The sequence below is a fragment of the Leisingera sp. S132 genome (assembly GCF_025144465.1).
Lineage (GTDB): Bacteria > Pseudomonadota > Alphaproteobacteria > Rhodobacterales > Rhodobacteraceae > Leisingera.
The window spans coordinates 2,521,242-2,543,788 of the sequence record NZ_CP083553.1 but is presented as its reverse complement, the minus strand read 5'-3'; the positions used below and the strand labels follow the sequence as shown (position 1 = coordinate 2,543,788).

Below are 22,547 nucleotides of genomic sequence, written 5' to 3'. Positions count from 1 at the left end.
TTCGAGAGGGCAGTGCTCCCTCGTTAACTCGTACGGACGTTGCTGGGATAAACTGCCCCGAACAGGCGTCGCAGCGCCACCCCGCGGGCAGGCGCCCGCCCTCAGCAATTTTTCGGCATCTTGGTGGTTGCGCGCCGCTTGTGGGCTGTCACAATGCTCCCGCTGAGCATAACGGGATGGCACATGAACGAAATTGAGTTCGCCGAGCAGATAGATTGCAAATTCCCGTATCATGATACTGAGCAGGCAGCGGCGTTGATTGCCCAAGCCCGTTCGATCTCTTCTGCGGCCATGTTTATGGCACTCGAAGAGATTTGCAGGCCGCCAATTGGCACGGATGCTTCCAGGGACCAGATTTTCGGCCTGATAGACAAGTGGAGTTTACTGTGTGACCATCCGCTGGCTGATCAAACAGTTTCGGCGGCGAAGGCGGTAGCTTCGGGCGCAACATGGCCCGTCGAGAAGTCACTGGCTCTATTGGAACGAGTTGCCGGGTTCGAGGGCCTATATGGCGCGCTCAATATCGCTTACTTTTCTTGCGATGATGTCGATGGGGTGATTGAGCCTGAGTTTGAGCGAATTCGCAAAGACTGGGAGACAAATGCGGGGGCATAACAGTGAAGCGGAGAAGAACCTGCAGTGTGTTGCGTACCCACCGTACGCCCCCTTCACGCAATCCTCACCTGGCTCTGCCATACTCCCAAAAGATCGCGATCCCCCGCCATGGCTCCGCGCATGGGCCATGATACGAGGCGCAGGCATCTGTGAGGCTGCCTGCGCGACACCCCGGAGACCGGCCCTGATAAAAAGGGGGTCGTCCAGGATATCCTGTCCGAGCAGGCCCCCTGCGGGGTCTGTCCACCTCCATCCGGCGGCGCCGCCCCCTTAATTGGGCTTCTGCGCAGAACCGAACGGAAAGACCGGAACAACAGGCACGGCAAGAAAAAACCGCCAAGGGCAAAGGCCCCCGGCGGCTGAAACGGCTGCGTGCGGATAACTCAGTCGAACTTGCGCGACGGCGCCATCACCATGGCTTCGCCGACCAGCACCTTCTTGCCGTCCACGATGCAGCGGCAGTCCAGCTTGACCCGGCGCTTGTCGATAATGATGTCGGTCACTTCGACCTCCGCCAGCACTAGGTCGCCCGGGCGCACCGGGGCCAGGAACTTCAGCGACTGGCTCATGTAGATAGTGCCATGGCCCGGCAGCTGCTCGCCAATGACGGCTGAGATCAGCCCGGCGGTCAGCATCCCATGTGCGATGCGGCCCTCGAAAATCGTGTCCTGGGCGTAATCGTCATCCAGATGCACCGGATTGCGGTCGGTCGACACCTGGGCGAACTTCTCGATATCCTCATCGGTGATGACTTTGCGCAGGTAACGCACCATGCCCATCTCGATGTCTTCGATGCAGATGGTTCCGCGCGGCATGTTGTCCAACATTTCATCCTCCGTTCGCCCGGTCCTGATCGTGTTGCTTGACCGTTCGGCGTTGTAACTTTTGCGCGCCAGTGTGGCCGCTTGCGCAACTTTATTACTTTGCAACTGCAGAAAATCAAGCGATTCTTGAAAAGAATGGCCGCCTGGCCCGGCCCGCAGCCGCGGCTGTTGAAAACGCACAGGTTTTGCCCCAGCCTTTGCGGGGGAGTGGAGGAGGCGCGGAAAGGTGATTTTCAGATGTGCCGTTGCGGCGGCCGCAATCGCGGCCTGCACAACCGCTCAGGCGCGGGAGCGGGTTGCGGTCGAGCTTGTGCTCGCGGTTGACACCTCCGTCAGCGTGAGCGCTGAGGAGTACCGCTTTCAGATGTCGGGTATTGCCGAGGCTTTCAGAACGCCCGAAATTGCCGGCATCATCCAGAGGCAGCCCAACGGAGTCGCCGTGACGCTGGTTCACTGGAGCGTCGGAAGCCTCAACCGCCAGGCCGTGGGCTGGCGGCATTTGCACGGCCCCGAAAGCATTCTGGCGTTTTCCCGGCTGGTGGATCAGGCGCCCCGCTCCAGCGCGGGCCGCGGCACCTCGATCGCCTATGCCATCGACTATGCAACCCGGCTCATTGAAACCAACGGCTTTGACGGCACGGCGCGCAAAATTGACATCTCCGGAGACGCAAGGAACAACTCGGGGCCATCGCCCGCCCATTTCCGGGACAAGGCGGTTTCGCTGGGCATTACCATCAACGGGCTGGTCATCCCGGACGGCGACCGGGAGCTGGTGAGTTATTACCGGTATCTGGTCACCGGCGGCGACGGCTCCTTTGTCATGACGGCAAGCCGCGGCGAGGATTTCGCGGCGGCGATGCAGCGCAAGCTGTCCCGGGAGCTGGATCTGTTCCTCTCGATGAACACAGCCGAGTAAGAGCGAGGCCTGCGGCGTCCGCCGCGCTCCCTCCCCGGGTATCCTGCCCCGGCGCAGCTGGCTGTTCTACCGCAGGAAACCAATGGCATAGGTCGGTGCGGACTGCTCCTGCGCCAGGTAGGCCGTCAGCGCATCCGCATCCGGCTGGACCGAAGTCTTTGTTTCCCTGGCCGCAAGCCCGCCGGTGATGAACAGGGAATCGATGCCTTCGCCCATGGCGCCGGCAATATCCGTATGCGGCCCGTCCCCGATCGCCAGGATCTCGGAATCGGCGATCCCCGGCGCCACCTCCTGCAGCCGCAGCCGGGCCAGGTCATAGATCGGCGGATGCGGCTTGCCGAAATACAGGCTCTCGCCGCCCATCTCGGTGTAAAGCCGCGCCAGCGCCCCCGCGCACCACTCCCGCGTCTCGCCGCGGTCGACGATGATGTCGGGGTTGGCGCACAACAGCTTCATGCCCATCTGCTTGGCATAGAGGAAATCGGCCCGGTTCACTTCCGGATCCGCCATGGTGTCGAACGGCCCGCAGCAAACAATGCCCTCGGCCTCCTTCAGCGGCACCCGGGTGATCTCCACCGGATCATGGATCACGTGCAGCGGCTCGAAAAACCCAGCATCGCGCTGCCATTCGCCCATGAAGTAGACCTTGTTGCCCACCGCACCCGTGAACATCGCCGCCCGCGCGCTGTCGCCCGAGGTGGAGATCGTGTCATAAGCATCATCCGGCACGTTGAACTGCCCCAGCTGCGCCGCCACGCCCGCCCGCGGTTTCGGCGAATTGGTCACCAGCACCACGATGCCGCCCGCCGCGCGGTAGGCCTGCAGCGCTGCCACCGCGTCGGGAAAGGCGGTGATGCCGTTGTGCACACAGCCCCACAGATCCACGAACAGCGCCTTGTAGCGGCTGGAAATGTCGGAAAGGGAGGTGATGATCTGGGTCATGGCCGGGCCTTCTCGCGCAGGGATCTGTTGCGGCCAGCTATGGCAGAGACGGCGGCAGATGGCCAGTGGCCCGCGCGCCCCGGACTTGCTGCCGTTCCGTTCAGCCACCGTTAAAAATCTGCGTCGGGTCTACAGATTTTTTAAAAATTAACCCGGGTGATTTTGTCTGACCAAAACAACCTTGTGGTGAGTTTATCATGTTTCGCAGTCCCTCCATGTTTCGCACGATGCCCCTCAAACGCCGGCTGCTCCTGTCCGGCGTCATTGCAATGTGTTCGGTTCTGATCCTGGCGTCGGTGTCGCTCTTCAGCCTGTGGCAAAGCGAGCTGAACCTGGAACGCCAGATCAATGTGACCCAGGCCGTCCGGCATGAGCTGACGGCGGATATCGCCCACAGCCACGTAGCCGCGGCAGTGGTCTCGGCGGTGCTGCTGGGCCAGGACGGGGCGGAGGACCGGAAGGCGGAGTTGCAGGCCGCGATTGAGGCGGAGGCGCAGAATTTCCGTGCCGAGATGGACGCGTTGCAGGCGCTGGAGCTGCCGGAGCACATCCGCAGCATGGTGGCCTCGCTGCTGCCGCTGGTCGATGGTTTCAACAGCACCGGCGCAGAGGTAGCGGCGCTGGCCTTCACAAATACGCAGGACGGTGCCGACGCGCTGCCGGCTTTCCAGTCCTATTCTGCCAATATCTCTGAAAAGCTCTCCAAACTGGGCAAGGCGATCAAGGCCTCAGCCGCCGAAACCGCGGCTGAAGCGCGGCAGTACAACCAGAATCTGCTCTATCTGGTGCTGGGCATTTCGGCGGTTGCGACGCTCATCATGCTGCACAACTCGCGCAAGGTAACACTCAGCATCATCCGTCCGATTGAAAGAATGCGGGCCGCCCTGCGCGAAGTGGCGCAAGGTGACTTCTCGCTCAAGGTTGCTGACCGGATGCGTGCCGATGACTTTGGCGATATTGCCCATGATATCGATGCGGTTTCGGGCCGCGTGGTCAAGGCGCTGGAGGAGCAGAACAAGCTGCGCCAGCAAGGCGAGGCTGTGATCGAGCGGCTGCGCCAGGCGCTGCAGCATTTGTCCGCAGGTGACTTCAGTGACCGGATCTCCGAAAAATTCGGCGCCGAATACGAGGCTTTGCGCGCCAATTACAACGAAACCGTCGACAAGCTGAATGAGCTTCTGTCCCAGGTGGTGCAGGCCGGCGGGCGGCTGAACCGCCAGGCGGATGGCATCCGCACCGGCGCAGAGGATCTGTCGGCGCGCACCGAAAGCCAGGCGGCGACGCTGGAGCAGACCGCCGCGGCGCTGGAGCAGATGACCGCCAGCGTCAACTCCTCGGCCCAGAACGCGCAGGAGGTGCAGGGCGCGGTCGAGGCCGCCCGCGCCGATGTGGAGCGCAGCGGCGAAGTGGTCGAGGGCGCGATTGCCGCGATGAACGAGATCGAAAACTCCTCCAACCAGATCGGCCAGATCATCGGTGTCATTGACGATATCGCCTTTCAGACCAACCTGCTGGCGCTTAATGCCGGGGTTGAGGCGGCGCGGGCGGGCGAGGTCGGCCGCGGCTTTGCTGTGGTCGCCTCCGAGGTGCGGGCGCTGGCGCAGCGCTCTTCCGATGCGGCGATGGAGATCAAGGGTCTGATCAGCGCCAGCTCTGCCCATGTCCAGGACGGCGTGCACAAGGTGGATGGCGCGGGCAAGGCGCTGGAGACCGTGGTCACCCAGGTCAGCCGCATCACCGAACTTGTGGCCGGGATCTCCCGCGAGTCGGCAGAACAGGCGCAGGGGCTGAACGAGATCAATATCGGTGTCGCCCAGCTGGACTCGGTGACCCAGAAGAACGCCTCCATGGTGGAGGAAACCGGCTCCGCGATCCGCGCCATGAGCAGCGAGACCGTGGAGCTGAACCGGATGGTCGGCCAGTTCGTGCTGCTCGATAGCGCGCCGTCCGCGGCGGCCAGACTGCCGGCAGCACCTGCGGTGATGGCGCCATCGGCGCCGCCGGAGAATGCGCCAGCCTCCCATCAGGCGGTCCAGCCAAAGCCCGCGCCAGAACCGGCACAGGAACCGGAGGCAGAGCTTGACGCGGACTATGCAGAGGCCATGGCCGGCGCATTGGAGGAGGACCGCTGGGTGGATTTCAACGGAGAAGACGAAGTCTTCCCCGATGGCGAAAGCGCCGGTCCGGCGGCCCGGTCCGCCTGAGCGGCCGGCCGGGTCACAGGCCGGCAGGATGACAGGCCGGGAAGGTGACAGGCTGGGTAGGTGACAGGCCGGCTGCCCGGAGCGGATCACACAGGCGGCGGCCCGGCCCGGGCGGCCGGTGCGGCCGTTACAGGGAAATCAGCCCCTGTTTCAGCGCCAGGGCATGTTCGCGGGTGGCAGCCCCCAGCGCCTTGCGGGCATTGGCGAAATGCAGCGAAACCGCGGCCTCTGACAGCCCCAGCGTCTCGGCGATGCGGGCGGTCATCATGCCCTCAGCGAGCAGGCACAGAACCTCGCGCTGGCGCGTGGTCAGCAGCGGCCTGTCCTGAGGCGGGCAGTAGCGCTGATGCGGCGGCGGGCTGTCAGGGGTGATCGTGCTGGCCATCAGTCCCGACAGCAGGCCGATGCCCAAGGGGGTTGTCTGCGCGGCCTCTTCCGGGCCGCCGGAATAGCACAGGGTGACGGTCTTGCCGGTGCCCAGGCGGTCGCCGAAGTAGCTGCAGTGGAGAAACCCGAATCCAGTGGCCTTCAGCCCGTGATTGTAGTCCAGATGCCGGCGGCAGCGGGCGTCGCCCCGGTGCAATGTGCCGCATTCAATGGTGGCGCTGCCAGGCCGGACCAGCAGGTCGTCGATCAGCTGGTCGATTTCGATGCAGCCGAGGCTGAGATACTCCTCCATCCAGGCGCCGGGCATGTCGGTGCTGACCCAGCCAATGGAGTGAGCGGGCAGGTTGAGGCCGGCCACCAGAATGCTCTTGACGCCCATCCGCTGCGCCACATCCTGCGCGGCCTGCCAGCGTCCGCCCGGGTCCTGCGGGTGCAGCAGCCTGTCCAGCGTATCAATCAACTCGTTCTTCATACCCTCCCCAATCGCAAACCCGCCGCAACCCTCGCGCTGGCCGCGGTGCCGGCCGGCGGAGCATGGGCCGGGGCCAAGCCGAAAGAGGCCAAGGCGACGCCGCCGGAGGTGATCATGCAGCTTTATGCCGGCAAAACCTCGAACTGGAGCCGCGGCGGTCATGCCTACTGGGGCCGGACGGCAGCTTTGAGGGCGTCAGCAAAGGCGGCGATGCGGTGGGCATCGGAAAATGGTACGTGACCCGCAAGGGCAAGCTGTGCAACGAAGCCGACTGGCACCAGGCAGTGGATGGCGTGGTGAAGACCGTTTCCAACGAAAGCTGCTGGCAGTTCGTCACCGCACCGGACGGCTCGGTCTGGGAGCGTTATCTGGGCGGGGACGGCAGCTGGTACCGGCACAAGCCGGAAAAGCAGGTCAGCGGCAACAGTCAGAGACGCCTGTTCCGGAAAATCAGCAAGCGCCTGGGGCTGTAACGCGCTCCTGGCCAGCAGGCCGGTGTGGCCCGCCAACCGGAAAACGCTCCGGGATTCCCCATAACTCCAAGACCTCCCTCGACAAAAAAAGGCGCCCCGCGGGGCGCCTTTTGCCGTCTGGCTCCGGAACGGATCAGACTTTGAGGTTCGGAATGATCTGCTTCTTGCGGGACATGATGCCCGGCAGAACCACGGTGTCGCCCGCAGCATCGGCGCCAAAGGATTTGGCGGCGACGGTTTTCACCAGGTCGTTCGGCACCAGCAGGGTGGCTTCCTCGTTCAGGATGTCGACCACGAACAGCAGCACCTGATCGACGCCGTCCTCAGCCGCGACGGTGGTCATCGTCTCCATCAGCGAGGCCTTGCGGTCCAGCACCACGCCCGGCGCGGTGGTTTCCAGAACGGAGACGCGGAACTTGGTGCCGTCGACTTCGTATTCCTTGGAATCCATGCGGATCAGTTCCGCATCGGAGAAGGAGGAGACGTCGGATTTGGCGGCAAACATCTCGGCCGCATATTCGGAGATGTTGATGCCCAGATCAGCGGCCAGTTTCTCCGCTACGGCCTTGTCGTGCGCGGTGGTGGTGGGGGAGCGGAATTCCAGCGTGTCGGACAGGATGCAGGTCAGCGCCGCGCCTTTGATGGCTTCCGGCATCCTGGCGGCATCCTCGCCCATCAGGTCGTGCATGATGGTGGCGGTGCAGGCCAGCGGGCGGATGGTGATGTCGATCGGGCCTTTGGTTTCCAGGCCGCCGACCAGCTTGTGGTGGTCGATGATCGCCTGCACATCGGCGCCGTTGATGTTGGCGGGCAGCTCTGCCGGGTTGTTGGTGTCAACGATGACAACCGCCGCATCATCGGCCACGTCGGCGATGATTTCCGGCTTCTCCAGGCCCCAGCGCTGCAGCATGAAGGCGGCTTCGGTGTTCGGCTCGCCCAGCAGTTTGGGGGCCGCGGCCACGCCCTTCACCTCGTTCAGGTACCAGGCCCAAACGATCGGGGAGCCGGTGGAATCGGTGTCGGGGGATTTATGGCCGAAAACTTGGATGGTCATGGGGCTGTCCTGTTGATGCATAAGGTCAGAAAGGCGGGATTTGCGCGCCTTATAGGGCTGGCGCGCAGGCTTGTCACCCCGCTGCTGCTGCAATGCGGCGTTGTGTTCAGAGCGGGGATCGGGGCAGGGGCCGGAGCCGGGTTAAGACCGCATCTCAGAACGGCGCGCGTTCGAGCGTGTAGCCCTGTTGCTGCAAGAGGTTCAGAACACCGGTCTCGCCGGGCAGGTGCAGCGCGCCGGCGGCGACAACGATATGGTTGCCTGCCGCGGCCTCGATCACCGGGATCCAGTTGCGGTTACGGGTGTCGATCAGCTCTGTCATGGTGTCCTGCCACAGCGCCTCGCGCTCGGCCCGGGTCAGTGCGCCGCTGTCCAGGAAGTCGCGTTCGCTGAGGAACAGGGCATAAAGCGCCTGTTCGTCGAAATAGGATTCAACGGTGGTGATGAAGCCGTCGGTGCCGCTGCCCAGCATGGCGGTAAAGGCGCGCAGCTGGCGGATCTGCTCTTCCAGCGGGTCAGAATCCATCAGCCGGATGATCGTCATCGGATCCTCCAGCGACCGCACCGGCACGCCCGCGGCTTCGGCGGCTTCTCCCAGGCGCAGGTCGAGGCCGCGCTTGATGTCCTTGTCCTGGCGCAGGCAGGGCGGGAAGGCCAGCGACAGTGCCAGGAACCAGGGCCGCATCTTGGCGGCCATCCACACCGGCATGCCGTGGTTGCGGATGATGGCGGCCAGCTCCTCCCACTCCTGCGGCGGCAGCCGGTCGATCAGGCTGGGGCCTTCGGTGATCAGCATCAGCGAGGGGGTGCGGGCCAGTTCCGCCTCAAAGCCGGCCTTGTCGGCGGGGCTGGCCTCCATCAGCAACAGGTCCGCCTGCTGTACCAGCGGTGCCAGGTCCGCGGTGATCTGCGCCATCCGCGGATCATTCACATGCAGGGTGCCGACCACATGCACGGTGCGGCTGCCGCGCCGCGCAATCCAGTGGTTGCCTTCGGCAAACGGCATCGCGCTGATGCGGGCCTCAAGGCCGGCGCGTTCCTGCTGGGTCATGGTGGTGCGCTGGTCGGTGCCGGTGCAGGCGGCCCAAAGGGAGGCCGGCAGCAGCAGGAAAAACACGGTCAGAAAGAGGCGCATGAAATATCAGTCCTGAAAGAGTGGAACGGCTTGGCCGGGGCAGCCTACCACGGGGCGCGGGTCAGGCTGAAGCCCCTGGCCTGGAGAAGGTTCAAAAGGCCGTTTTTGCCCGGCAGATGAGCGGCGCCAACGGCGATCACGATGCGGTCCTGGCGGGCCGCATCAATCACCTGCATCCAGCGGAGGTTGCGCTGGTCCAGCAGGCGGCGGTTGTACTGCGCCCACAGCCGCCGGGTCTCGGCATGGGAAAAGCTGCTGTACTGGGCGCTGATCCAGGGGGCGAGCACGAAGGAGGTCCAGACGCTCTGGTCGAAATAGGCCTCAACCGGGGTGGCGTCCTCGGGCTTGTCCGACTGGATCAGCTGCAGTTCAAGCTCCAGCATCCGGGCCTGATCCCGCAGCGGCAGGCCGGAAATGGCGGCCAGCGCCTGCTCTGGCGTTTCCAGCGCCCCCACCGGGATCCGCTTGCGGCGGGCGAAATCCGCGATCCGGTCATCCAGCCCGCGGCGCAGGCCGAAGCCGTAGGGGCGGCAGCCGCTTTGCACCACGAACATCGAGATGGCCCAGGGTTGCATCCGGTTCATGGTTTCCAGGCTGGCGCCCGCGGCCCGGGTGGTCAGCTTGAAATGCTGCCAGGCCTCCGGCGTCAGCAGGTGGCGCAGCTCGCGCCCCTGCGGCAGCAGGAAACTGCGCGCCACGGAGGACGGCATCTGGTCCAGCCGCTCCATGTTCTGATCCGAGGTCTCGAGGTAGATCGCCTGGGCCGAGATCAGCGCCGGCCGCAGGGTGCGCATCACCTTGGCCATGCGGGCATCGCCGCCGTGCATGGTGCCGATCACATGGATGGTGCGGCGGCCCTTGGCGGCGACCCAGTGGTTTCCTTCGGAAAACGGAGTGGCGGCCATTTCGCGGTCCAGCTGCGCCTGGGTGGCGGGCGGCAGGTGCTCGCGGTAGTCGATGCCGCGGCAGGCGGCAAAACCGGCGGTGGCCTGCAGTAACAGCGCAAGTGCCAGTGCAATCCGTTTCATCACGCGCCCTTTCCCCGGGGTTCCGGAACTCTTGGCCTGACTTATGAGCCTAGGGCGGGGCAGGGGGGACGGCAATGCAGAACCCTGCGTTGCCCCGTAAAACCCGGGCGGCGGATTGCCATCGGTGCAGCTTCCTGCCAGTCATGGGGCATGGAACGCGAGGATCAGCTTTATGCGCCGGTGAAGACGCTGCTGGAGGCCCAGGGCTATGCCGTCAAGGGCGAGGTCGGGGCCGCCGATGTGGTGGCGGTGCGCGGCGCGGAACCGCCGGTGATTGTCGAGCTGAAGCTGAAATTCTCGCTGTCGCTGTTCCATCAGGCGATTGCCCGGCTGGCGGTCACCGATCACGTCTATATCGCGGTGCCGCGGCCCGGCGGGCGGCAGGCGCGGCGGATGATGAAGGACAATCTGGCGATGTGCCGGCGGCTGGGGCTGGGGCTGATCACGGTCCTGGCGGACGGGCGTGCAGAGGTGCATTGCGACCCCGGCCCCTATGCGCCCCGCAAGTCGAAGAAGAAACAGGCACGGCTGCTGCGCGAGTTCCAAACCTTGCGCGGCGATCCCAATGCGGGCGGCGCCACACGGCATGGCATTGTCACAGCCTACCGCCAGGATGCGCTCGCCTGCGCCGCGCATCTGGCTCAAGCGGGCGCTTGCAAAGGCGCCGCAGTTGCCAAGGCGACCGGCGTTGCGCGCGCCACCCAGCTGATGGCGAGGAACCACTACGGCTGGTTCGAGCGTGTGGAGACCGGCGTTTACCAGCTGACGGATGCGGGCCGCGCGGGTCTGGTGCATTGGGCGGAGAGCTGGGAAGAAAAGGCGTGAAAGGAAGCACTGAGGGCGGTGCCCGTCCGCGGGCGGAAGCGAAGCGCCCGCACATGTGGGCGGTCGGGCGCTGCCCGGCGTTCCGCCGGGCGGAAACCCGCGATGAGCCGTTCTCCGGGTGCCAGGAAAAATTCTTCTTTCTCCCTGTTGACTCCCTCAGACCTCATGCCTAGCTTCCCCTCGTTAGCACTCAGCCTTGTTGAGTGATAACGGCCCCGCCGGGGAGGCGGAGGTCCAACTGATAACAACCTTTGAGCCTTTTTAAGGAGCTGCAAAGATGGCATTGAAACCGCTTCATGACCGCGTGCTGGTGCGCCGCACCGAAAGCGAAGAGAAAACCGCGGGCGGCCTGATCATCCCCGATTCCGCCAAGGAAAAGCCGAGCGAAGGCGTTGTGGTTGCATGCGGCGCAGGCGCCCGCAAGGACAGCGGCGAGCTGATCGAGATGGCCGTGTCCGCTGGCGACCGCATCATGTTCGGCAAATGGTCCGGCACCGAGATCACCGTCGACGGTGAAGAGCTGCTGATGATGAAGGAAAGCGACATCATGGGCATCATCGAGTAAGACCCCGGGATTTTCCCAAGTCTGCTCTGATCCCTGATCGCTGAAACACACAGAATTTCTCTAGGAGAGTGAAAAATGGCTGCTAAGGACGTCAAATTCGACACCGATGCCCGCAACCGCATGCTGAAAGGCGTCAACATTCTGGCCGACGCCGTGAAAGTGACCCTGGGCCCGAAAGGCCGCAACGTGGTTCTGGACAAATCCTTCGGCGCACCGCGCATCACCAAGGACGGCGTGTCCGTGGCGAAGGAAATCGAACTGGAAGACAAGTTCGAGAACATGGGCGCCCAGATGGTGAAGGAAGTTGCTTCCCGCACCAACGACGAAGCCGGTGACGGCACCACCACCGCAACCGTTCTGGCCCAGGCCATCGTCAAAGAAGGCCTGAAGCAGGTTGCTGCCGGCCTGAACCCGATGGACCTGAAGCGCGGCATCGACCTGGCAACCGCCAAAGTCGTGCAGGGCATCAAGGACATGGCCCGCGAAGTGAAAGACTCCGACGAGGTTGCGCAGGTTGGCACCATCTCCGCCAACGGCGAAGCTGAAATCGGCCGCCAGATCGCTGACGCGATGCAGAAGGTCGGCAACGAAGGCGTCATCACTGTCGAAGAGAACAAAGGCATGGAAACCGAGACCGACGTGGTCGAGGGCATGCAGTTCGACCGCGGCTACCTGTCGCCCTATTTCGTCACCAACCCCGACAAGATGGTCGCGGATCTGGAAGACTGCATGATCCTGCTGCACGAGAAGAAACTGTCTTCGCTGCAGCCGATGGTGCCGCTGCTGGAGCAGGTGATCCAGTCGCAGAAGCCGCTGCTGATCATCGCTGAGGACGTCGAAGGCGAAGCGCTGGCAACCCTGGTTGTCAACAAGCTGCGCGGCGGCCTGAAAATCGCAGCCGTCAAGGCGCCGGGCTTCGGCGACCGCCGCAAGGCCATGCTGCAGGACATCGCGATCCTGACCGGCGGCCAGGTGATCTCCGAGGATCTGGGCATGAAGCTCGAGTCCGTCACCATGGACATGCTGGGCACCGCCAAGAAGGTCTCCATCACCAAAGACGAAACCACCATCGTCGACGGTGCTGGCGAGAAGGCCGAGATCGAAGCACGTGTTGCCCAGATCCGCACCCAGATCGAAGAGACCACCTCTGACTACGACCGCGAGAAGCTGCAGGAACGCGTTGCCAAACTGGCAGGCGGCGTTGCCGTGATCCGCGTCGGCGGCATGACCGAAGTGGAAGTGAAAGAGCGCAAGGACCGTGTGGACGATGCTCTGAACGCAACCCGCGCAGCTGTGCAGGAAGGCGTGATCGTCGGCGGCGGTGTTGCCCTGGTGCAAGCCGGCAAAGGCCTGGACGGCCTGGAAGGCGCCAACGCTGACCAGAACGCAGGCATCAACATCGTCCGCAAGGCCATCGAAGCGCCGCTGCGCCAGATCGCCGAGAACGCAGGCGTTGACGGTGCCGTGGTTGCCGGCAAGATCCGCGAGTCCTCGGACAGCGCCTTTGGCTACAACGCGCAGACCGGCGAATATGGCGACATGTTCTCCTTCGGCGTGATCGACCCGGCCAAAGTGACCCGCACCGCGCTGGAAGACGCGTCTTCGGTTGCTGGCCTGCTGATCACCACCGAAGCCATGGTTGCCGACAAGCCCGCCAAAGAAGGCGCGGCAGGCGGCGGCATGCCCGACATGGGCGGCATGGGCGGCATGGGCGGCATGATGTAATCACAAATCCCTTTGGGATTTGGGATGAGGCGACAGGCGGTTGGCCCCTAGGGCCAATCTGCCGATAGCCGCACCGCTCAATGATGCGAATTCGGGGCTGCCTTCGGGCGGCCCCTTTTCGTTTGGTGCAGGGTCAAGAAGGCCCGCCTTGCGGGCCTGCCTCCGGCGGGAGTATTTGTGCAAAGGTGAATGCGGGAGGTTTAGGATGGTTGTCGGGCCGGATTTTTCGAGCAGCGTTAAGGAAGAGCATTTTGACGAGGTCGAGGCGCTTTTGCTAACCGCCTTTCCCACTGATGCCGAAGCGCGGCTGGTGCGGCAGCTGCGGGTGGACGGGGACATGCTGTATGAGTGCCGCAAACCCTGGGAGGGCAAGATCGGCGGCTACTGCGCGTTGAGCCGGATGCAGGCGCCGGAAGGCTGGGCCTGTCTGGCGCCGATGGCGGTACGGCCGGAATGGCAGGGCGGCAGGCTGGCGGAGAACAATCCGAACATGGAGGTTGGTGGGCCTAAGGATGAACTATTTCGCAGCCCATGGCGGTTCGGCACTCGCATGCTGCAGGAGCTTGAAAGCTGGTACGAATTACGTTCCGAAAGGCTTCGGAAACGTTTGCCTGAAACCATCGTTGTTCTGGGAAAACCCTCCTTTTATGGCCGCTATGGTTTCAGCCGGGAGCGGGCGCAGAAGCTCAAGAGCCCCTATCCGCTGGACTACACGCTGATCCTGCGCCGGGGCGATGACGTGCCGGAGGCGGAGCTGATCTATCCGCGGGCGTTCTCTGCTGGCGCCTGACACGAAGATTTCAGTGGCCGGGCGTGGGGGAGCGGGCTAGCTTTTTGAGAGACGCGCAACAGGGAAGGGTCCGGCACATGGCGATACCGGCAGGGCCGATGCTGGCCCGTCTTTTGCTGGCCTTGCTGATTGCGGGCTGTGCGGTCTCCCCGGTGGACCGGCTGGCCAAGCCGCCAAATCTTTATACAACCGGGCTCAACTATCAGGCGGAAGAGGTGCCTGAGGCGCAGCGCTCGGTGGCGCCGCGGCTGCTCTATGTCACCAACCGGTCGCAGCGGCTGAACGGCGACGGGTCGGTGACCTATCTGGCGGAACGGTCGGACTCCATGGCCTTCGGCACGGCGCAGGTGCAGTTCACCAGGGTGCAGGACTGGCCGGAACTTGTGGCGCTGACCCATGCCGATGGAAAGGGGCGGCTGCCGCGGCTGAAGGTGGCGGGATACCGCGATGGCATCCGCTTTTCCAAGACGCCCTTGCCGGCCGAGCGGCGGGACGGCCGGGTTGTGACAGAGGCGCGGGCGGAGCGGGAGTATGCCGCCTATTCGGCGGCGTTCCGCAAGGCGGTGGCGGCAGAAGTCAGGCGGGCTGGTACCGGCCGCATCCTCTTGTTTGTGCATGGTTTCAACAATGATTTTGACGATGCGCTGACCACACTGGCGAATATCTGGCACTATGCCGGGCGCCGCTCTGTGCCGATGATGTTCTCCTGGCCTGCGGGCAATTCCGGCCTGTTCAAGTATTTCCGCGACCGGGAGGCGGGTGATTTTTCGGTGTTTCACCTGAAGGAGATGCTGGACCTGCTGGCCTCGGTTCCGGAGGTGGAGGACATCGACATCGTGGCCCATTCCCGCGGCAGCGATCTTGCGACCACGGCACTGCGCGAGTTGGTCATCCGCGAGCGGGGGCGGGGGCGGCAGCCGAAGCTGACCTTGAAAACCGGTACTCTCATCCTGGCGGCGCCTGATCTGGATGTGGGGTTCGTGCGGCAGCGGCTGATGAGCGAGCGGGTCTTTGCGGCCTTCGAGCAGGTCAACGTCTACATCAACCCTGAAGACCAGGCGCTGGCCCTGGCCTCGGTTCTGACCCGGGAGTCGCGGTTCGGGCGGCTGGATGCCACCGATTTCGCCCCGGGTGAACTGGCGTCGCTGAAGAAGGTGGGGCTGGTGCATTTCATCCGCGTCGAAGGCGCGGGCGGCTCGGGCCACTCCTATTTCCGGGACAACCCCGGTGCGATGTCCGACATCGCGCTGGCGCTGAGGACGCGGGCTTTTCCCGGCGGCACCCTGCGCCCGCTGGAACTCGACCACGACAATATCTGGACCCTGCACCCGGACTACCCGCTGGACCGCCTGCCGGACCTGGACCTGGACTTTGTGCAGGAGCGGCGCTGAGGGGGCAGGACGCAGGCAGCAGCCATCCATCCGGATGGCTTTGGCTGCTGCCCCGATGAGCCGCCCCTGAAGCAAGGTGTCCCGGGCGTTCGGCGTCAGTCGTAGACCATCAAGGTAAGGCGGCCCTTGTTTGAAACATAGCCGGAGACATTATAGGTGGTCCGGCCAACCTTGACCTTGGCGCCTCCGGCACCGGCGCCGGGGATATCCGGCTTGAGCATGCCGCCGGTGTGCCGTGCCAGGGCTTCGGCCAGCCGGTTAATGTCCCCGACCGAAGGTTTCGGCCGGCGGGTGCCGTAGTTCAGGACGGCAGCTTCGCATTTCCGCCCCTCCTCTCCGGAGGCAAAGAAATGCATGCCCGGTGCCAGTTGCGGCTGATAGGCGGCAAAGGATGTCCTCATGCTGGCCACGGAAAACTCCGGAGCATTCCTTATGCAGCCCTGCTCGAAGCTGTACAGCACGCTGGACAGAACGGGATCGGTGGACAGGCGGGAGGTTTCGTAAACCTGAGGCTCAGAGGCGCCGCACGCGCTTAGGAGGGTGGCCAAAGCTGCGGCGCACAGAAGGGTTTTTCGCAAAGGATGGTTCCTTGAATTGGAGAAAATGTTCAAAGCTCTGCGGAAGGGTGTGCCTTGGCTGTCTGTCATTTTTGTGCGCGAAGCGTGGCGGCTTTTGGCCCCGCGGGACGGATGAGGGATCTGCGGTCTTGCCGCAGGCGCAGGCCTGCATGGACCCGCCGACGCGCACTCCGGCGTCTGCACAAAAAATTCAGTAGCGTGCCGTGTGCAGCCGCGGTAGCCATTGAAAATGCGCCTGTTTCTTCTTGTCTCTCTCACTATGGCGGCCTTTGCCGCGAATTCCATTCTCAGCCGGCTGGCCATCGGGGCCGGGCATATGGATGCGGGCAGCTTTGGCCTGCTGCGGCTGGCCTCGGGGGCTGCAATGCTGTTGATGCTGTGCCGGATGCAGGGGCTGGCGGCGCGGCAGGATTTGCGGGCGAGCCTGCAGGGCGGGGCGGCGCTGACGCTTTACATCGCCGGGTTTTCGCTGGCCTATCAGCAGCTTGATGCGGGCCTTGGCGCATTGCTGCTGTTCGGGGTGGTGCAGGTCACGATGTTCCTGTGGGGTGCGCTGCGGGGCAATCCGGTCAGCGGTGGTCAGGTGGCAGGCGCGGTGCTGGCGTTTCTGGGGCTTGCCTATGTTGTGTGGCCGGATGGCTCCGGCGCGGTGCCGTTGGGGGCGTCTCTGCTGATGGCGGCGGCTGGCTTGGGCTGGGGGATCTACAGCATTCTGGGGCGCGGTGCGGCGCAGCCGCTGGCGGCGACGGCGGTGAATTTCCTGTGGTCCACGGCGATGTTCCTGCCGGTGGCGCTGTGGCTGGGCAGCAGCACGGTGAGCCTTTATGGCGCGTCTCTGGCGGTACTGTCGGGCGCGGTGACCTCCGGCATCGGCTATGCGCTGTGGTACCGGCTGCTGCCGCAGATCCTGCCTGCGGTGGCCGCCACCGTGCAGCTGAGCGTGCCGGTGATCGCGATCCTTGCCGGGGCGGCCCTGCTGGGGGAGGCGATCGGCCTGCGGCTGGTCTTTGGCAGCGCGGCGGTGCTGGGCGGCATCGCACTGGTGGTGCTGCGGGCGCCTGCACGCAAAGCACTGGCGGCGAAGTAGGAACCGGGGGCTTCCCTGTGCCGCCGCTTGCGCTTATCTGGGCGTCATGCGTGATGTTCTGAAATCCCTGTTGACCGCTGCTGCGGTGCTGCTGCCGCTGCCCGCGGCGGCCGATTGCGTGATCCTGCTGCATGGGCTGGCGCGCTCCGAGACCTCATTTGCGGTGATGGAGGAGGTGCTGCAGTCGCGCGGGTATTCCGTGGTGCGGCCCGGTTACCCGTCAACGGAGGAGCCAGTGGAGACGCTGGCGGAGCAGACCTTGCCCGCGGCCTTTGCCGCCTGCGGCGGGGAGACAACCCATGTGGTCAGCCACTCGATGGGGGGTATCCTGCTGCGCCAGTGGCTGCAGGGCAATCACCCTGAAAACCTGGGAAGGGTGGTGATGATGGGGCCGCCCAACCAGGGCAGCGAGCTGGTGGATGAGCTGGGGGACTGGGAGGTTTTCGGCTATCTGAACGGCCCCGCCGGGCTGCAGCTGGGCACCGGGGCGGACAGCTTGCCCAAGACGCTGCCGCCGGTGGCGTTTGAGCTGGGCGTGATTGCGGGCAGCGAGACGCTGAACCCGGTGTTTTCCGCGCTGATCCCGGGGCCGGATGACGGCAAGGTCTCTGTCGAGAGCACCAAGGTGGAGGGCATGGCGGCGCATCTGACGCTGCCGGTCACCCATACCTACATGATGAACAATCCGCAGGTCATGGCGCAGACGCTGCATTTCCTGGAGGAAGGCCGGTTTGAGCCCAGCCTGGGCTGGCTGGCGGCGGTGGAAGAGATCATTGGCGAGGCGTGCCAGCTGAATGGCGGCTGTGAAGAGGCAGAGAAATGACGTTGGAACTGACTCTGCAGGGCGGTGATGTGCTGCGCCCCGGCGGGCTGGACAAGGGCGGTGAGATCGCCATCGCGGACGGACAGGTGGCAGAGGCGCCCGCCGGCCGCACGGTGGACCTGTCGGGCTATCTGGTGCTGCCGGGGATTGTGGATGCGCACGGCGACGGCTTTGAACGCCACCTGGCACCGCGGCGCGGCGCGATGAAGCAGATGGCAGAGGGCGTCGTGGCCGCTGAGGCGGAGCTGGCGGCCAACGGCATCACCACGGCGGTTCTGGCGCAGTTCTATTCCTGGGAGGGCGGCCTGCGGGGCCCGGAGTTTGCGGCGCAGGTGTTTGAGGGCATCAAGGCGGTGCGCGGCTCTGTCGTCACTGATCTGCTGCCGCAGCTGCGGTTGGAGATCCACATGCTGGAGGACTATGCCGGGCTGGCTGCGAAGGTGGCAGACTGGCAGGTGCCTTATGTGGTGTTCAACGACCACCTGCCGCATGACCGGCTGGCAGCGGGCAAGAAGCCGCCGCGGCTGACCGGCCAGGCGCTGAAGGCGGGGCGCAATCCGGAGGTGCACTGGCAGATGCTGAAGGACATGCACGCGCGCCGGGATGAGGTGCCGGGCTGCTTGGATGCGCTCTGCCGCGAACTGGCGGCGCAGGGCGTGCGCCTCGGCAGCCATGATGACCAGACGGCTGAAGACCGCGCGATCTGGCGCGAACGCGGGGCGCGGATTGCGGAATTCCCGGAGACGCTGGAGGCGGCAGAGGCGGCGCGGGCGGCGGGTGATCCGGTGATCCTCGGCTCCCCCAATGTGGTGCGGGGCGGCTCGCACAAGGGCAATGCCTCCGCTGTCGAACTGATCGCCATGGGGCTGTGCGATGCGCTGGCCTCGGATTATCACTACCCCAGCCCGCGCCGCGCGGCGCTGATGCTGGAACGCTCGGGTTTGCTGGAACTGGCGGGTGCCTGGGGCTTGGTCTCGCAGGGGCCGGCACAGCTGCTGGGTCTGGCGGACCGGGGGACGCTGGAGGCAGGTAAACGCGCAGATATTCTGGTGCTGGACAAGGCAACCCAGCGGGTGGCGGCGACAATTTCCGGCGGGCGGGTCAGCTATATGTCGGGGGAAGTGGCGGGCCGTTTTCTGGCCTGAGGAGGAAGCGCCGCGCATCAGGCCGGATGGCCCTCTTTGCGGCGCGTGAAACCGGCGGACCCGCTTTCACCGGGGGCATTGCCGCAGAGGGGAGCCCCGGATAGGCTGCGGCCAAAGCCATTTCCTGCAGAAGAATTTTTTGACATGACCCGAAAATACGGCCGCACCTTTCACCTGCCGCAGTCGCCAGGGGCAACCAGCGATGACAAGATCCTGCAGGATACCTCAGCGTTGCTGGCGGAGGCGCAGGTGGTAATTACTGAGAAGATGGACGGTGAAAACACCACAATCCACCCCGGCGGTTGCCATCCGCGCAGCCCAGATGCGCGGTATCATCCGTCGCGGGACTGGATGAAAGCCTTTGCTGCGGGGATTTCCCCGGCACTGAAGGAAGGGGAGCGGATTGTGGGTGAATACATGTTTGCCCGCCATGCCATCGCCTATTCAGCACTGCCCAGCTATTTCCTTGGGTTCGCCTGGATCGTTAACGGGGTGATCCAGCCTTGGGAGGAAACGCTAGCCCGGTTTGGCGAATTGGGGATTGTCAGCGTGCCGTTGCTGTACTGCGGGCCTCCCTCTGAGCAGGTGATCCGGGAGACCATCTCTGCGCTGGATTTGGAGACACAAGAAGGGTTCGTGATCCGCTCCGCCCGAAAATTCGCTGAGAAGGATATGACGACGCTTCTGGCAAAGTACGTTCGGGCAGACCACGTGCAGACAGAAGTGCATTGGATGAATGCGGAGATTGTAAAAAACGGCCTCATCTGAGGCCGCTTGCCGCTCCAATGCGCTAAATTTCCTGACGCGAAGCCTTACCCCTGCGCCTTAACCACACGGTTCACATGGCCCATCTTGCGGCCCGGCTTGGCCTCGGCCTTGCCATAGAGGTGGAGGGCGCAGTCCGCCTCTTTCGCCAGTTCCGGGATGCGGTCCACGTCGGCGCCGATCAGGTTTTCCATCACCACGTCGGAATGGCGCTGGCCGTCGCCCAGCGGCCAGCCGGCCACCGCACGGATGTGCTGTTCGAACTGATCCACGGTGCAGCCGTTCTGGGTCCAGTGGCCGGAATTGTGGACGCGCGGGGCGATCTCGTTGACGATCAGGCCCTGGGGCGTGACGAAGAGCTCGACACCGAGGACGCCGACATACTCCAGCGCATTCAGGATCTTGCCTGCCATCAGCACCGCGTCCATGCGCTGCGACGTGCTGAGCTTGGCGGGCACGGTGGTGGTGTGCAGGATGCCGTCGCGATGGACGTTTTCGCCAGGGTCGAAACAGGCGATCTCGCCGCTCACGCCGCGGGCGGCGATCACCGAGACCTCGTGGCTGAAATTCACAAAACCTTCGAGGATCGAGGGCGCGCCTGCCATGGCGGCGAGCGCTTCGCCGGCGTCTTCCGGGGACTTGATGCGGGCCTGGCCTTTGCCGTCATAGCCGAAGCGGCGGGTTTTCAGGATCGAGGGCGCGCCGGTCTCTGCCAGCGCTGCATCCAGGCTGGCCTGATCACTGATGTCGGCAAAAGGCGCGGTTTTCAGGCCGAGGTCCTGCAGGAAGGTCTTTTCCGTCAGCCGGTCCTGGCTGATCCGCAGCGCCTCGCGGCCTGGGCGGATCGGCCTTTGCGATTCCAGCAGGTCCAGCGCGGAGGTCGGGATGTTTTCGAACTCATAGGTGATCACATCGACAGAGGCTGCGAAGGCGGCCAGCGCCTCTGCGTCCTCATAGCCTGCGGTGGTCACACGGTCGGCGACATGGCCTGCGGGCGGGTTGGCGCCGGGCTCAAAGATATGGGTCTTGAAGCCGAGTCGGGAGGCCGCGACCGAGAGCATCCGGCCCAGCTGGCCGCCGCCGAGGATGCCGATGGTCGAACCGGGGGCAAGAACGTCAGTCATCAACGGGTTCCTCGGGGATGGAGGCGGAGAGGGCGTCGCGCCAGTCGTCCAGCCGCTGGGCCAGCGCGGGATCCTGCAGTGCCAGGATGCCTGCGGCCATCAGGCCTGCGTTGGCGGCGCCGGCGGCGCCGATCGCCATGGTGGCAACCGGGAAGCCCTTGGGCATCTGCACGATGGAATAAAGCGAGTCGACGCCGGAGAGCGCGCGGGTCTGTACCGGCACGCCGACCACCGGCACGCGGGTTTTGGAGGCCACCATACCGGGCAGGTGGGCGGCCCCGCCGGCGCCTGCGATGATCACCTGCAGGCCGCGGCCGGCCGCGGATTTGCCATAGCTCCACAGCCGGTCCGGGGTGCGGTGGGCGGAGACGATCTTGGCCTCGTATTCAACGCCCAGTTCATCGAGGATATTGGCGGCTTCCTTCATGGTGGGCCAGTCGGATTGGCTGCCCATGATGATGCCCACTTTGATGTCACCCATGGATGGTGGCTCCTGTCACGGCTTGTGGAGCGCGCACTATAGGGAAAGCTGCGGTTTTCGCAATGCGGGCCAGGCCGGAAAACCGCGGGAATTGCCCTGTTTTGCAGGGGCCGGCGCTATGCCGCAGGTCTGCGGGCAGGGGAGCGCTCCCGCCCGCGCGGGAATGCAGGCAAGCTGCACCGCCCCCGCGGTTGGGCGTGGCGCCGCGCTGGCGCGCGGCGCGGGCGCTTGCGGCGGGGCTTGCGGGACATTGGCAAGCGGGGCAGGGTGGCGGCTGGATCAGGGAGGACAAGATGCTGGAACTGCGCCCCAATTGCGAGCTGTGCGACAAGGATCTGCCGCCCGATGCGGCGGATGCAAGGATCTGCAGCTATGAGTGCACCTATTGCGCGGACTGCGTGGAGCGGGAGCTGCACGATGTCTGCCCGACCTGCGGCGGCGGCTTTGCGCCGCGGCCGATCCGGCCAAAGCGGGCCTGGCGGGAGACGCTGAAGCTGGGGCTGGAGAACCATCCGCCGTCAACCCGGCGGGTGCATTCGAAGTTCACCCGTGCGGATATCGCCGCGCATGTGGCGCGCATCCGGCATCTGAAGCCTGAGGAGCGGTGAGGATGATCAGGTTTTTCATCCGTTTGTTGTTCGGGGAAGCGCCGCGTCGTCGAAGGCCGCCGACAGTTGCGACGGCTATCCGGAGTGATGTGTAAACAGAAAGTGCTTCCAAATCGGCGGTGCGATCAGAGGCCGGGAATACTGTTGCTAGTGGTTCTGGGCTAAAAGCTGTCGAGAAATCAACCCTGACTGGACATTGCTTTGTGGTCGATGGCGATACCATCCGGATCGGAAGCGTCAGCATCCGTTTGGCCGGAATCGATGCGCCGGAGCTGGACCATCCATGGGGGAAGAAAGCTAAATGGGAGCTTGTGAGCCTGTGTAAAGGGCAGGTCATCACGGCAGAGGTAGAACCCGATCAATCATATGATCGATTGGTCGCAACCTGCTATTTGCCGGATGGTTGCGATCTGAGTGCGGAAATGGTGCGCTGTGGTTTGGCGTTGGACTGGCCCAAGTTTTCGGACGGTAAATATGCGCATCTTGAGCCGGAGGGGGCACGGAAAAAGCACTGGAAAGCTGCGGCTCGGCAGCGCGGCCATATGCGAACATTTCACAAGTAGAAGGAGCCGCCGTGGCGGCTCCCGCAA

General features: G+C 64.4%; 24 protein-coding genes. 15 read left to right on the top strand and 9 right to left on the bottom strand.

The features are described from left to right. Positions 1-183: 183 nt before the first annotated feature. On the top strand, positions 184-615 hold the full coding sequence (locus K3725_RS12625) for a hypothetical protein (RefSeq protein WP_260015674.1): 432 nt from the start codon (positions 184-186) through the stop codon (positions 613-615). Positions 616-998: 383 nt separating this feature from the next. On the opposite strand, the gene K3725_RS12620 is transcribed toward K3725_RS12625, so the two are convergent. Continuing rightward, positions 999-1,442 (bottom strand): MaoC family dehydratase, encoded by a 444-nt coding sequence (locus tag K3725_RS12620; RefSeq protein ID WP_260015673.1) that lies wholly within the window; start codon positions 1,440-1,442, stop codon positions 999-1,001. A gap of 223 nt (positions 1,443-1,665) precedes the next feature. Here K3725_RS12620 and K3725_RS12615 point away from each other — a divergent pair, with 223 nt between their 5' ends. Beyond that, complete coding sequence (locus tag K3725_RS12615) at positions 1,666-2,355, top strand: DUF1194 domain-containing protein (protein WP_260015672.1); 690 nt, start codon at positions 1,666-1,668, stop codon at positions 2,353-2,355. 66 nt (positions 2,356-2,421) lie between these two features. Here K3725_RS12615 and K3725_RS12610 read toward each other — a convergent pair whose 3' ends face one another. Further along, entirely contained in the window at positions 2,422-3,297 is an 876-nt protein-coding gene (locus tag K3725_RS12610; RefSeq protein WP_260015671.1) for a TIGR01459 family HAD-type hydrolase, read from the bottom strand. Between the two features lie 227 nt (positions 3,298-3,524). Here K3725_RS12610 and K3725_RS12605 point away from each other — a divergent pair, with 227 nt between their 5' ends. Beyond that, positions 3,525-5,501, top strand: a complete 1,977-nt coding sequence (locus K3725_RS12605; protein WP_260015670.1) for a methyl-accepting chemotaxis protein — start codon at positions 3,525-3,527, stop codon at positions 5,499-5,501. A 127-nt stretch (positions 5,502-5,628) separates the two neighbouring features. Here K3725_RS12605 and K3725_RS12600 read toward each other — a convergent pair whose 3' ends face one another. Further along, positions 5,629-6,360, bottom strand: a complete 732-nt coding sequence (locus K3725_RS12600; RefSeq protein ID WP_260015669.1) for a response regulator transcription factor — start codon at positions 6,358-6,360, stop codon at positions 5,629-5,631. 62 nt (positions 6,361-6,422) lie between these two features. On the opposite strand from K3725_RS12600, the gene K3725_RS12595 reads away from it, so the two are divergent. Then, complete coding sequence (locus K3725_RS12595; RefSeq protein ID WP_260015668.1) at positions 6,423-6,833, top strand: DUF995 domain-containing protein; 411 nt, start codon at positions 6,423-6,425, stop codon at positions 6,831-6,833. 133 nt (positions 6,834-6,966) lie between these two features. On the opposite strand, the gene K3725_RS12590 is transcribed toward K3725_RS12595, so the two are convergent. The 3 genes from K3725_RS12590 to K3725_RS12580 all read right to left on the bottom strand — a co-directional run bounded on the left by K3725_RS12590 (position 6,967) and on the right by K3725_RS12580 (position 10,050). Beyond that, positions 6,967-7,887, bottom strand: coding sequence for a manganese-dependent inorganic pyrophosphatase (locus tag K3725_RS12590; RefSeq protein WP_260015667.1), 921 nt, complete (start codon positions 7,885-7,887; stop codon positions 6,967-6,969). A 154-nt stretch (positions 7,888-8,041) separates the two neighbouring features. Beyond that, on the bottom strand, positions 8,042-9,022 hold the full coding sequence (locus tag K3725_RS12585; RefSeq protein ID WP_260015666.1) for a TraB/GumN family protein: 981 nt from the start codon (positions 9,020-9,022) through the stop codon (positions 8,042-8,044). A gap of 44 nt (positions 9,023-9,066) precedes the next feature. Next, the gene (locus K3725_RS12580) at positions 9,067-10,050 is read right to left on the bottom strand and encodes a TraB/GumN family protein (RefSeq protein ID WP_260015665.1); all 984 of its coding nucleotides are present in this window, start codon (positions 10,048-10,050) and stop codon (positions 9,067-9,069) included. 150 nt (positions 10,051-10,200) lie between these two features. On the opposite strand from K3725_RS12580, the gene K3725_RS12575 reads away from it, so the two are divergent. The 5 genes from K3725_RS12575 (at position 10,201) to K3725_RS12555 (ending at position 15,346) form a co-directional block, all read left to right on the top strand. Next, positions 10,201-10,875, top strand: a complete 675-nt coding sequence (locus tag K3725_RS12575) for a DUF2161 domain-containing phosphodiesterase (RefSeq protein WP_260015664.1) — start codon at positions 10,201-10,203, stop codon at positions 10,873-10,875. Positions 10,876-11,152: 277 nt separating this feature from the next. Continuing rightward, on the top strand, positions 11,153-11,440 hold the full coding sequence (locus K3725_RS12570; RefSeq protein ID WP_019298592.1) for a co-chaperone GroES: 288 nt from the start codon (positions 11,153-11,155) through the stop codon (positions 11,438-11,440). A gap of 75 nt (positions 11,441-11,515) precedes the next feature. Continuing rightward, positions 11,516-13,165, top strand: a complete 1,650-nt coding sequence (gene groL, locus K3725_RS12565; protein WP_260015663.1) for a chaperonin GroEL — start codon at positions 11,516-11,518, stop codon at positions 13,163-13,165. 205 nt (positions 13,166-13,370) lie between these two features. After that, positions 13,371-13,955 (top strand): GNAT family N-acetyltransferase, encoded by a 585-nt coding sequence (locus tag K3725_RS12560; RefSeq protein WP_260015662.1) that lies wholly within the window; start codon positions 13,371-13,373, stop codon positions 13,953-13,955. A 77-nt stretch (positions 13,956-14,032) separates the two neighbouring features. Then, positions 14,033-15,346 carry an alpha/beta hydrolase gene (locus tag K3725_RS12555; protein WP_260015661.1) on the top strand — a complete coding sequence of 438 codons (1,314 nt, stop codon included), beginning with the start codon at positions 14,033-14,035 and terminating at the stop codon, positions 15,344-15,346. A gap of 95 nt (positions 15,347-15,441) precedes the next feature. Here the strand turns inward: K3725_RS12555 and K3725_RS12550 are convergent, their stop codons facing one another. Then, a complete protein-coding gene (locus K3725_RS12550; protein WP_260015660.1) occupies positions 15,442-15,894 on the bottom strand; it encodes a hypothetical protein in 453 nt (150 codons plus the stop codon). 259 nt (positions 15,895-16,153) lie between these two features. Here K3725_RS12550 and K3725_RS12545 point away from each other — a divergent pair, with 259 nt between their 5' ends. From K3725_RS12545 to K3725_RS12530, 4 genes are all read left to right on the top strand, one after another. Next, positions 16,154-17,011, top strand: a complete 858-nt coding sequence (locus tag K3725_RS12545) for a DMT family transporter (RefSeq protein WP_260015659.1) — start codon at positions 16,154-16,156, stop codon at positions 17,009-17,011. 46 nt (positions 17,012-17,057) lie between these two features. Next, positions 17,058-17,834: a triacylglycerol lipase gene (locus tag K3725_RS12540; protein WP_260015658.1), complete on the top strand. Its 777-nt coding sequence runs from the start codon at positions 17,058-17,060 to the stop codon at positions 17,832-17,834. Then, entirely contained in the window at positions 17,831-18,979 is a 1,149-nt protein-coding gene (locus K3725_RS12535; protein ID WP_260015657.1) for an alpha-D-ribose 1-methylphosphonate 5-triphosphate diphosphatase, read from the top strand. Before K3725_RS12540 ends, K3725_RS12535 begins: the two co-directional genes overlap by 4 nt. A 144-nt stretch (positions 18,980-19,123) precedes the next feature. Beyond that, entirely contained in the window at positions 19,124-19,747 is a 624-nt protein-coding gene (locus K3725_RS12530) for an RNA ligase family protein (protein ID WP_260015656.1), read from the top strand. 44 nt (positions 19,748-19,791) lie between these two features. On the opposite strand, the gene K3725_RS12525 is transcribed toward K3725_RS12530, so the two are convergent. Beyond that, positions 19,792-20,868: a 5-(carboxyamino)imidazole ribonucleotide synthase gene (locus K3725_RS12525; RefSeq protein ID WP_260015655.1), complete on the bottom strand. Its 1,077-nt coding sequence runs from the start codon at positions 20,866-20,868 to the stop codon at positions 19,792-19,794. Next, positions 20,861-21,349, bottom strand: coding sequence for a 5-(carboxyamino)imidazole ribonucleotide mutase (purE, locus tag K3725_RS12520; protein ID WP_260015654.1), 489 nt, complete (start codon positions 21,347-21,349; stop codon positions 20,861-20,863). The genes K3725_RS12525 and purE overlap by 8 nt, the downstream gene beginning before the upstream one ends. A gap of 293 nt (positions 21,350-21,642) precedes the next feature. Here purE and K3725_RS12515 point away from each other — a divergent pair, with 293 nt between their 5' ends. Further along, complete coding sequence (locus K3725_RS12515; RefSeq protein ID WP_260015653.1) at positions 21,643-21,957, top strand: DUF1272 domain-containing protein; 315 nt, start codon at positions 21,643-21,645, stop codon at positions 21,955-21,957. Positions 21,958-22,160: 203 nt separating this feature from the next. Beyond that, positions 22,161-22,520, top strand: coding sequence for a thermonuclease family protein (locus tag K3725_RS12510; protein ID WP_260015652.1), 360 nt, complete (start codon positions 22,161-22,163; stop codon positions 22,518-22,520). Positions 22,521-22,547: the final 27 nt, after the last annotated feature.

Coding starts and splice junctions, on each gene's coding strand:
- K3725_RS12625 (WP_260015674.1), top strand. CDS start 184: ATGAACGAAATTGAGTTCGCCGAGCAGATAGATTGCAAATTCCCGTAT.
- K3725_RS12620 (WP_260015673.1), bottom strand. CDS start 1,442: ATGTTGGACAACATGCCGCGCGGAACCATCTGCATCGAAGACATCGAG.
- K3725_RS12610 (WP_260015671.1), bottom strand. CDS start 3,297: ATGACCCAGATCATCACCTCCCTTTCCGACATTTCCAGCCGCTACAAG.
- K3725_RS12605 (WP_260015670.1), top strand. CDS start 3,525: ATGCCCCTCAAACGCCGGCTGCTCCTGTCCGGCGTCATTGCAATGTGT.
- K3725_RS12600 (WP_260015669.1), bottom strand. CDS start 6,360: ATGAAGAACGAGTTGATTGATACGCTGGACAGGCTGCTGCACCCGCAG.
- K3725_RS12595 (WP_260015668.1), top strand. CDS start 6,423: ATGGGCCGGGGCCAAGCCGAAAGAGGCCAAGGCGACGCCGCCGGAGGT.
- K3725_RS12590 (WP_260015667.1), bottom strand. CDS start 7,887: ATGACCATCCAAGTTTTCGGCCATAAATCCCCCGACACCGATTCCACC.
- K3725_RS12585 (WP_260015666.1), bottom strand. CDS start 9,022: ATGCGCCTCTTTCTGACCGTGTTTTTCCTGCTGCTGCCGGCCTCCCTT.
- K3725_RS12580 (WP_260015665.1), bottom strand. CDS start 10,050: ATGAAACGGATTGCACTGGCACTTGCGCTGTTACTGCAGGCCACCGCC.
- K3725_RS12575 (WP_260015664.1), top strand. CDS start 10,201: ATGGAACGCGAGGATCAGCTTTATGCGCCGGTGAAGACGCTGCTGGAG.
- K3725_RS12570 (WP_019298592.1), top strand. CDS start 11,153: ATGGCATTGAAACCGCTTCATGACCGCGTGCTGGTGCGCCGCACCGAA.
- groL (WP_260015663.1), top strand. CDS start 11,516: ATGGCTGCTAAGGACGTCAAATTCGACACCGATGCCCGCAACCGCATG.
- K3725_RS12560 (WP_260015662.1), top strand. CDS start 13,371: ATGGTTGTCGGGCCGGATTTTTCGAGCAGCGTTAAGGAAGAGCATTTT.
- K3725_RS12555 (WP_260015661.1), top strand. CDS start 14,033: ATGGCGATACCGGCAGGGCCGATGCTGGCCCGTCTTTTGCTGGCCTTG.
- K3725_RS12545 (WP_260015659.1), top strand. CDS start 16,154: ATGCGCCTGTTTCTTCTTGTCTCTCTCACTATGGCGGCCTTTGCCGCG.
- K3725_RS12540 (WP_260015658.1), top strand. CDS start 17,058: ATGCGTGATGTTCTGAAATCCCTGTTGACCGCTGCTGCGGTGCTGCTG.
- K3725_RS12535 (WP_260015657.1), top strand. CDS start 17,831: ATGACGTTGGAACTGACTCTGCAGGGCGGTGATGTGCTGCGCCCCGGC.
- K3725_RS12530 (WP_260015656.1), top strand. CDS start 19,124: ATGACCCGAAAATACGGCCGCACCTTTCACCTGCCGCAGTCGCCAGGG.
- K3725_RS12525 (WP_260015655.1), bottom strand. CDS start 20,868: ATGACTGACGTTCTTGCCCCCGGTTCGACCATCGGCATCCTCGGCGGC.
- purE (WP_260015654.1), bottom strand. CDS start 21,349: ATGGGTGACATCAAAGTGGGCATCATCATGGGCAGCCAATCCGACTGG.
- K3725_RS12515 (WP_260015653.1), top strand. CDS start 21,643: ATGCTGGAACTGCGCCCCAATTGCGAGCTGTGCGACAAGGATCTGCCG.